Source organism: Helicobacter sp., from assembly GCF_029067145.1.
In the GTDB taxonomy this organism is placed as follows: Bacteria; Campylobacterota; Campylobacteria; order Campylobacterales; family Helicobacteraceae; genus Helicobacter_D.
This window is the reverse complement of sequence record NZ_JAIEFA010000037.1, coordinates 1-8,483: the sequence shown is the minus strand read 5'-3', so window position 1 is coordinate 8,483 and position 8,483 is coordinate 1. Positions and strand designations below refer to the sequence as shown.

General features: G+C 36.2%; 11 protein-coding genes and 1 pseudogene. 5 read left to right on the top strand and 7 right to left on the bottom strand.

Going from position 1 to position 8,483, the window contains the following annotated elements; all coding sequences use genetic code 11:
* Nucleotides 1-202: 202 nt before the first annotated feature.
* The 5 genes from K2N75_RS04135 to K2N75_RS04115 form a co-directional block, all read right to left on the bottom strand.
* Entirely contained in the window at nucleotides 203-520 is a 318-nt protein-coding gene (locus tag K2N75_RS04135) for a multidrug efflux SMR transporter (protein ID WP_297681481.1), read from the bottom strand.
* Nucleotides 521-546: 26 nt separating this feature from the next.
* On the bottom strand, nucleotides 547-861 hold the full coding sequence (locus K2N75_RS04130; RefSeq protein WP_297681483.1) for a multidrug efflux SMR transporter: 315 nt from the start codon (nucleotides 859-861) through the stop codon (nucleotides 547-549).
* Nucleotides 862-872: 11 nt separating this feature from the next.
* Nucleotides 873-1,259 (bottom strand): multidrug efflux SMR transporter, encoded by a 387-nt coding sequence (locus tag K2N75_RS04125; RefSeq protein ID WP_297681485.1) that lies wholly within the window; start codon nucleotides 1,257-1,259, stop codon nucleotides 873-875.
* The gene (locus K2N75_RS04120; protein ID WP_297681487.1) at nucleotides 1,256-1,675 is read right to left on the bottom strand and encodes a multidrug efflux SMR transporter; all 420 of its coding nucleotides are present in this window, start codon (nucleotides 1,673-1,675) and stop codon (nucleotides 1,256-1,258) included. The genes K2N75_RS04125 and K2N75_RS04120 overlap by 4 nt, the downstream gene beginning before the upstream one ends.
* 213 nt (nucleotides 1,676-1,888) lie before the next feature.
* Nucleotides 1,889-2,926, bottom strand: coding sequence for an SDR family oxidoreductase (locus K2N75_RS04115; RefSeq protein WP_297681489.1), 1,038 nt, complete (start codon nucleotides 2,924-2,926; stop codon nucleotides 1,889-1,891).
* Nucleotides 2,927-3,095: 169 nt separating this feature from the next.
* On the opposite strand from K2N75_RS04115, the gene K2N75_RS04110 reads away from it, so the two are divergent.
* The 3 genes from K2N75_RS04110 (at nucleotide 3,096) to K2N75_RS04100 (ending at nucleotide 5,482) form a co-directional block, all read left to right on the top strand.
* Nucleotides 3,096-3,224, top strand: coding sequence for a hypothetical protein (locus tag K2N75_RS04110; protein ID WP_297681490.1), 129 nt, complete (start codon nucleotides 3,096-3,098; stop codon nucleotides 3,222-3,224).
* Between the two features lie 114 nt (nucleotides 3,225-3,338).
* The gene (locus tag K2N75_RS04105) at nucleotides 3,339-4,469 is read left to right on the top strand and encodes a DUF91 domain-containing protein (RefSeq protein WP_297681492.1); all 1,131 of its coding nucleotides are present in this window, start codon (nucleotides 3,339-3,341) and stop codon (nucleotides 4,467-4,469) included.
* Nucleotides 4,469-5,482, top strand: coding sequence for a DNA adenine methylase (locus tag K2N75_RS04100; protein WP_297681494.1), 1,014 nt, complete (start codon nucleotides 4,469-4,471; stop codon nucleotides 5,480-5,482). The genes K2N75_RS04105 and K2N75_RS04100 overlap by 1 nt, the downstream gene beginning before the upstream one ends.
* Nucleotides 5,483-5,529: 47 nt before the next feature.
* Here the strand turns inward: K2N75_RS04100 and K2N75_RS04095 are convergent, their stop codons facing one another.
* The gene (locus K2N75_RS04095; RefSeq protein ID WP_297681496.1) at nucleotides 5,530-6,045 is read right to left on the bottom strand and encodes a cupin domain-containing protein; all 516 of its coding nucleotides are present in this window, start codon (nucleotides 6,043-6,045) and stop codon (nucleotides 5,530-5,532) included.
* Between the two features lie 167 nt (nucleotides 6,046-6,212).
* Here K2N75_RS04095 and K2N75_RS04090 point away from each other — a divergent pair, with 167 nt between their 5' ends.
* Nucleotides 6,213-6,590 (top strand): transcriptional regulator, encoded by a 378-nt coding sequence (locus tag K2N75_RS04090; protein WP_297681498.1) that lies wholly within the window; start codon nucleotides 6,213-6,215, stop codon nucleotides 6,588-6,590.
* A 24-nt stretch (nucleotides 6,591-6,614) separates the two neighbouring features.
* Here the strand turns inward: K2N75_RS04090 and K2N75_RS04085 are convergent, their stop codons facing one another.
* Complete coding sequence (locus tag K2N75_RS04085; protein WP_297681499.1) at nucleotides 6,615-7,061, bottom strand: MerR family transcriptional regulator; 447 nt, start codon at nucleotides 7,059-7,061, stop codon at nucleotides 6,615-6,617.
* A gap of 208 nt (nucleotides 7,062-7,269) precedes the next feature.
* Between K2N75_RS04085 and K2N75_RS04080 the strand changes: the two are divergent.
* Nucleotides 7,270-8,483, top strand: a pseudogene (locus tag K2N75_RS04080) (hypothetical protein); the annotation flags it as partial.

Here is an 8,483-nt window from a genome sequence, read left to right as displayed (position 1 = left end):
TAAGAAGAAGTTTTAAGAGATTTCTCTTATTCATCATTGCGAGAAAACCTTTAGGCTTTCGTGGCAAGATATAATCTAAAGTCTCGCCAAAGTGTTTGCAATGGAATCTTTTAATTTAAGATTCCACCTTTAAGATTTCTTTATGCAAGGTTATGGATTGCTTCGTTCGCTACGCGTCCTTGCAAGGACGCGAAAGCAAAGATTAATAAGATACCAACTTCAATCCTATACTACATAAAATAATCATACTTACACAAGTCAATTTTATGATACTTTTGCTTTCCCCCAAGAAAAGGATTCCGATAAGCACACCGCCGCCCGCGCCGATTCCTGTCCAAATTGCATAAGCTGTGCCCATTGAAATTTCCTGCATTGCAAGTGATAATAACCCAAAGCTAATGGTCATAAAAAACAAAAGCCCTAGCAAAAAGATTTTTTTGTTGGTTGTAGTGAAACTTTTCATCATTGCAATACCCCCTATTTCCATACAACCTGCTAAAATTAAAATTATCCAATACATTGTTTTCCTTTTAACAACTTGCAAAATTAGGATTCCATATTCAGCAAAACAACTGCGCATAAAACGATTGCAATGCCTATATAGCCTATTATCCCAATTCTCTCCTTAAAAAACACATAGCCACCTGCTGCTGTGCCAATAATTCCCACTGCGCCCCAAGTAGAATAAGCAACGCTAAGCGGTAAATATTGTAATGCAAACGAAAGTGCTGTGAAAGCTGCCCAAACCATTAAAATACAACCAATCGCATAACCTTTATGCCTAAAAGCATTAGATTTTTTGAGGAATAAATTTGCCACAATATCTAAAATCGCGGCAAGAATCACTAAAACAAAACCCATTATGCACTCTTTTACGGCTTAGAATCCGCATTATTGTGTGATTGCGTTAGAGGTTTTGCCTCGTTTTTATGCGCCTTTAGCTCGGCATAGTTAATCAGCGCAATTCCACAAAAACTTAAGGCAATGCCTGCCTTTTGCGTCCATAGCAACTCTTCGCCAAAATAAAAAATACTAATTGCCACCACACAAAGCGCGCCAAGAACTTCCCAAATCGCATAAGCCACGCTAATGGAAAGTCTTTTGAGCGAAAGTGCCATAAAGTAGTAAGAGACTACAAGCAATACAAACATACATACATAGCCAAATATCGCTCCCCCGCTAGCTTTCATAAGATTGACTGCAAGCACTTCCGTAAGAATCGCAAACACAAGCAGAATATAGGCAGTTTTTAGACTCATTCTGTTTTTCCTTCTACCATATCGTTCAAACCAATTTCATTGCTCATTGATTGGGCGATACGCGAATCCTGCGCACTTATGCTTTTGGAACTCAATTTTAACCCAATAACTGCACAAAGCAATAAAAAAATTAAAAGGATTTTGGCAAGCGAAAATGGTTCGTCAAAGATGAGGATTTCACTTGATACAATTCCTGCTGTGCCAATACCAACAAATACCGCATAGACCGTGCTTGCTTCAAGCACGCGGCAGGCAATGAGATTTAATACAAATGAAAGAATGATTCCTAGTGCAACTATGCCATATCCCAGCATACTTTGTGCATATTTTAGTCCGCTTGCCCAAAAACATTCAATAATTCCCGCTATAATTACCAAAAACCAAGCCATATTCGTGCCTACATATATTTTTTTCATAAAAAAACTCCTAAAAAATAAAGAAAATATTAATAAAAGAAACGAGGAGAGTTAGTGGGTAGAAAAGGAATGATGATAAACAAGAAGAAAAATGCTCCAAAAACCTTGGTCAAAAAACATAAATCTTTCCTTTTCCTTTGTTTTGTGTTTTTCGCGGTTTATTTTATCCTCTGCAAGCTTCAAAAATTCTGAAGCTTACGAGGTGTTGCCTAGTTACCTCCCATCAAACGCACTTCCTGCAGAATCGCTAAAGTCTGCTGCTTTCCCTGTATAAGATTCTGTGGCTTTGATGTCCTCACTTACCCATTTTATCTTATTGTTTGCGCTTGTAAATGCCGCTTCGCCCATAAAGAGGCTAAAGGGAGGCTTGGGATTGCGTGAGACTTCATAGAGAATCTCCGCAAACTTCTGCGGATTCCCCGCTTGTTTGCCATTATAATTTGTCCTCATATTATCAAATTGCGTGCGTCTTGCGTCATAATCACTTATCTTTCTATCGCCACTCACCATACTTGCGCCCAAAAACTCGGTGCGGAATCCCGCCGGCATTACATTAATCGTATGGATTCCATATTCACTTACATCAAGGAGCAATCCCTCACTTAGCGCGCTTATCGCAAATTTGCTCATACAATAAGGGGTAGAATTGTTAGATACTCTAAATCCTGCAATAGAACTTATATTAAAGATTCTAGCCTTAATATTCTCTTTATTGCCTCCTTCTTTAATGCTTTGCGGACGCAGAATCTTTAGCGCGTTTTGCACGACTAGAAATGGCGCAAAGACATTGACTTCAAATTGTTCTCTTAATTGTTTCTCACTCACTTCCTCAATAAATCCTAAAAGTCCATATCCTGCGTTATTCACGACATTATCCAACCTGCCAAATTTCTTTTTGACTGCTTCTAAATTTGCAGCAATTTTTGCATTCATATCACCATTAAAGCTAAGTTCTAAGGGCAAGAAGTTTTCGTTTTCTTTGCCAAGTTTGGATTCTATATTGGATAGCTTCCTTGAAGTTGCTGCAACCTTATCGCCTTTGCTTAAAAGATATTTGGCAAGCTCTAAGCCTAAACCTCCACTTGCTCCTGTGATATACCACACTTGTGGGTTTGTATTCATTGTTGCTCCTTGATTTTGTGAGTTGGTGTTGTTTGGATTGTGTTCTTGCGCAAAAGTTGGCAAAACGCCAGCACTTAAACTTACTCCTGTGAAGGCAAGAGTTTTTAAAAATTTTCTCCGATTCTGCATTGCATTCCTTTATGTCAAAATAAAATGACATTATAAATCCTCACACTTAGTGTTTGTCAAGGGGATTTTGGAAAAATTTAGAAAACCCTGCTTCATTTTGTTGTGCTATAATTTTTGAATGATTTTAATTACTCCTTGAAATTATATTTTGTATCAACAAGGATTTATAATGGCTACTAAAAAGGATGAAATGAAAGAAATCCTAAGTGATAATAAATGGCATTGTGCTGTCTGTGATTTAGGTAAGTCAAGTCAGCACGCTGCAATCATTAGAGACCTTGCAGAAGAGGGGGTGTGAATTTGATAATGCTTTAGATAATGCAACAAGGACATATAAGTATGGAGTGGAAATGTGGTGTAAAAAATGCAAAAGAAAAACCACACATAGAAGATTAAAACCTTAAGGACAGATATGACAACCCATGTTTTTATTGTAGATGCTATAACTTTTAAATATCACTTGGAATTTATGTTTGTTGGCACAGGTATGAAAGAAGCTGTTGTTGATTTTAATCATAATCCAATAACACAACTTGCAACACAAACTGAAAATACTATTCTAGGTATGGTTGCAGATTTTTCAAGGGTTCAAATTGGAGATTTAATTATTTTTTATTTGCAACAAAATTTTCAATTTGGCATTGGGGAGGGAAAGTTTTTTGGTGTATTTAAAGTAAAGAACAAATTTTTCTTTGATAATAATGATGAGCAACAGTATCTTAAGCAAGAACTTAACAAATCCCTTACTTTTAGATGTTTGATTGAACCTGAAAAGGTTTATAGCAAAGGCGTTACTGAATGGGAAGCATTAGATGAGATTAAAACAATACAATCCCCTAATCAAATGTTGTGGAGTCTCATTTATCGGAAACTAAAGGGCAATCGCGGCAACACAATGATTACTATTTATGAAAGCGAAAGGCTTATTGCACTAATTAGAGATAAAAATTTAAAGCAAAATATCAATGGAATTCATTTTAGTTTTGATTTAAAAAATCAAGAAATTGTCTCTATTTCCACTCGTCATATTTACAAGGGCAGACAAGAGAAATTAAATATTTTACCGAGATTAATTTATAAATATTCAAGAAATAATCAATTCGAGGCACATTTACAAGCCTACATTTTACAATCTATTTATGAAACTAAATTATTTGGAATTTTGGAAAATCAGCCGATTGAATGGTTGGGCAATGAAGTTAGCTGTGGCGTTGGAATGCAACGCATTGATATTATGCTATCTCTTGCTGAAAATCCAAGAAAAATTATTCCCATAGAATTAAAATCTACATGTGTTTATGCTGAAATTTTAAGACAAATTCAACGATATATTGATTGGTTGGAACAATATTATATTCCAAATCGTCCATCAGATATTCAACCGATGATAATTTGTAGAGAAACTGCCAATAAAGATTCTGCTTGTTATCAAGACTTTTATCAACAAGCACAAATGTTCAATGAGAAAAATAATATTTTACCCCTAATGTATATAGAATTTAAAATTCAAAATTGTTCCATAACATTTAATCGGATATTTTGATGAACTACATTGGCTCTAAATTTAAACTCTCTAGCTTTTTGCAAACAAGCATAGAATCTACACTTCAAAAAGCTAGTGCAAAGCCCTTAAAGGATTCTATCTTTTGCGATATGTTTGCTGGGAGTGCGGCAGTGGGGAGGCTTTTTAAAACACAGGTCAAGCAAATTATCAGCAACGACAAGGAATATTATAGCTTTGTCTTGACACAAAATTATATCGGCAATCATCAAAAATTAGCGCGTGTTAATGAGCTGCTCCGCATTCTTAATGATACGATTCAAACGCCACCACAAAAGGGCAAAATCTATACTTACTATGCGCTTGGTTCTGGTAGTGGGAGGCAATATTTTAGCGATGAAAATGCGCAAAGGATTGACGCTGTGCGCTCTCAAATCGCGCAATGGAAAGAGGAAAAATTCATCAACGATAAGGAATATTATTTTCTCCTTGCCTCCCTTTTGGAATCCGCCGATAAGGTCGCAAACACTGCTTCAGTGTATGGAGCGTTTTTAAAGCACCTTAAAAAAAGTGCGCTCAAATGTTTTATTCTAAATCCTGCAGAGTTTGAATGCAATGAAAATGAACATTTGGTATTTAATGAGGACGCAAATACACTTATTACTAAGATAAAGGGCGATATTCTTTATCTTGACCCACCTTATAATGCGCGAGAATATGGCGCGAATTATCATCTTTTAAACACAATTGCCTTGTATGATGATTTTATCCCAAAGGGCAAGACAGGCTTGAGAGAGTATGAAAAGTCGGCTTGGTGCAAGAAAGCAAAAGTTGCGGACACGCTAGAAAACCTCATCAAAAATGCGCATTTTGAGTGGATTTTCCTAAGCTATAATGATGAGGGATTGCTTAGTTTAGAGCAGATTCAAGATATTTTTGAAAAATATGGCAAATACTCTTTTACTACCCAAAAGCACCAGCGGTTTAAGGCAGATTCTAAACGAATCCAAAAACAAGATTCCACTTTGGAATATTTACATATTTTGAGGAAATAAATTAGCTTTTAGATTCGCCTTTTAAGCACCACAAAAACCTTAGAATCTTACTTATTCGCCTTGCCCTCTGCCTCCTTAATGTAGCCCTCATATTCTGTATCGCTTAAAAGTTCTAGCCAAGTAACATTTTTGCCATCTTTTTCGTGTGTAAGTGCGATATGGACGCCCTTTTCTTTCAAGCCTGCTCCGTGCCAATGCTCTACATCAGGCGGACAAAGCACCACATCACCAACCTTTGCGATTTGTGTAATGCCTGCTTTTGTGCCCGTATAAATCGTGCCTTGTGTAACTATAAGCGTCTGTCCTGCGGGGTGCGTATGCCACGCCGTCCTTGCGCGAGGAGAAAAAGTAACTTCCCCACCGCCAAAAGGACGATAAGAATCGCTTTTAAACAGCATTTTAACATTCACTTCACCGCTAAAGATTTTAGAATCTCCCTTAAATCCTCCAAGACTGCCGTCTTTTACTATTTCCTGTGTCTTTTGCATTTTTGCCTCCTCTGTATAAGCGATATTTACGCAACCTAAAGTCGCTACCAAAGCAATAGCAATGAATTTTTGCATTTGTTCTCCTTGTAATAGAAAATAGATTCTGTAATTATAAAGCCTTACACTTAGTGTTTGTCAAGGGTTTAACTCAAAGGATTAAGTGAAATTTATTGTATAATTTTGCTACTTTAAATCAAGAGAAGCTAGAATAATGAAAAATCTAAAAAATCTAAGAGGTTTGTATGCCAACAAGTGAGAGCTTTAAGGATTTTGTGTTGGAGAATCTTAAAAGTGCGTTAGAAGATACACCTTATCACTTTAGTGCTAAAAAGATGTTTGGAGAATACTGCATTTATGTGATTGATAGGGGCGAGAGTGTGCCTAAGCCTATTTTCTTGCTCTGTGATGAGATGCTTTTCGTCAAGAAATTTGAGATTCTAAAACTCCTTTTAGAATCCACCCCACTTGGCTTTCCCTATGCAGGTGCAAAGGAATCTTATATCCTTGATGTGGATTCTTTGGAGACTTTAAGAGAAGTCATACTTACCCTTGCTCCCACTCTGCCTATGCCTAAAAAACCAAAAAATAAAATTCCTAAAGAAAGCAACAACGCAACATAGCCTACCCAATCAATACCAATCTTTCTACTTTTTTGCTTTTATTTGCTTGCTTTGGTTCTCCAAAATCGCTTTACATTCACTAAAGCTGCGCGGTTGGTAGTTTTTGCGCCCATTTGTGATAAGTTCAAGATAGAGTTGTTCTTTATATTCTAACATTGCAATTGCTTCTTGTAGTTTTGCCACTTCAGCAAGATTCTTTGCCTTTTGATTTTGAATGATTTTAAGTCGCTCTTGTAATGTAGAATCTCCCGCATCAACAAGGCTTTTGTAATGCCGAATCTCTTTAATGCTGATTCCAAGCCTGCGATAGAGTTCAATCCAGCAGAGCCAATCAATATCTTTTTGATTAAAAAGCCGCACACCATTTTTGTCCTTATGAATGTGTGGAAAGAGCCCCTTGTCTAGCCAAAACCGAATCTTGCGCGAACTAATACCGCTAATGTGTTCTACTTCCAAAATAGTGTAAGTCATTGCTGCTCCTTAATATTGATTTGATATTATAAAGCCTAATACTTAGTGTTTGTTAAGAATGACAACAAAACTTCTAATTTTATATTTTGGTTTCTTTAAGATTAAATTGTGATTTATTTTCTTAATATATATTTAAATTTTGGTAAAGTTTTCTTTCAATATAATGCGATTTCTAGGTTTTTTGGAATATTTTTTTAAAGGAGTTTTCTTGCAATATTTTCGCTCATTGAATCTTGGTGCAAAAATTATGTTGGCATTTTCCAGTGTATTAATCATTGGTATGCTAGTCGTTACAATAGTGATTGTCAAAACCTCACAAACAATTCAAACGCGTGAAGCAAATAAAATGCTTGTCAATGCAGCTAAACGCGAAGCAAATTTGGTGGGGGGAATCTTTAACGAAATTTATGTTGCATTAAATGCAAGCAAGCATTTTGTAATGCGTGATGTGTATCAAGGCAAACAAGCGATTCTAGATAATGATGTATTAGATATGCTTAATAGCAATACTTGGGGAAGTTTCGGTTATCTTTATCTTAAAGATTCACGATATAGAGGTGAAAATATCCTCAACCAAAAACATCGCTTACCAAATGGCGATTTTATGGTTCTAGCTGTGAATGACCAAAATAAAAGTCAAATTGTTCAAGCAAATGAAATCATTACAGATTTTGGTAGCTTGCAAAAAACTCTAAGCACAGGCAAACCAACCGTAGGCAGACCTCTATGGAAAACATTAGAGGGTAAAGAGTTTTTTGGTATGGGAATCAATCAGCCTATTTTAGATGAAAAGGGCGCAGTGCTCGGCGTATTAGGGGTATTTATTGATTTGCAAAGCATTACAACAATGTTACAAGACCCTGCAAACTCTATTTACAAAGGCGATTTTAAAGGTGTCTATGCAATGGATTCTACAATAGCAGCGCACGGAAGAAAAGATTTTTTGGGCAAATATTTGCGTGAAGTCAATCAAAGTCCTACAATGAATGACTTAAAGCACGCGATTGAAAATCAGATTGAAGGGCTTTTTAGCTATATTAACTCTTTAGGAGAGATGAGCTATACAGCAGTAGCAAATATCAACATTGGCGGAGGTGTAGAAGGAGGAGTTTGGACATTAATTGTTTCTGCGCCGGAAAGTTCTATTTATGAATCTGTGGTGAAACTTAGAACAACATTAATACTTGCAAACATCGTAGTTGTTATTGTTGTAATGCTTGTGATATTTGTTTTTATTAGAACACAGATTGTCGCACGACTTAGAGGAATCTCTACTTTACTCTTTGATTTTTTCAAATATTTACGCCACGAAGTAGATACGCCACCAGCATTAGTTACCCCTAAATCTCACGACGAATTTGGCATTATGGCAAAAGAGATTAATCAAAACATTCAAAACATTCAAAAAGGCTTAGAACAAGA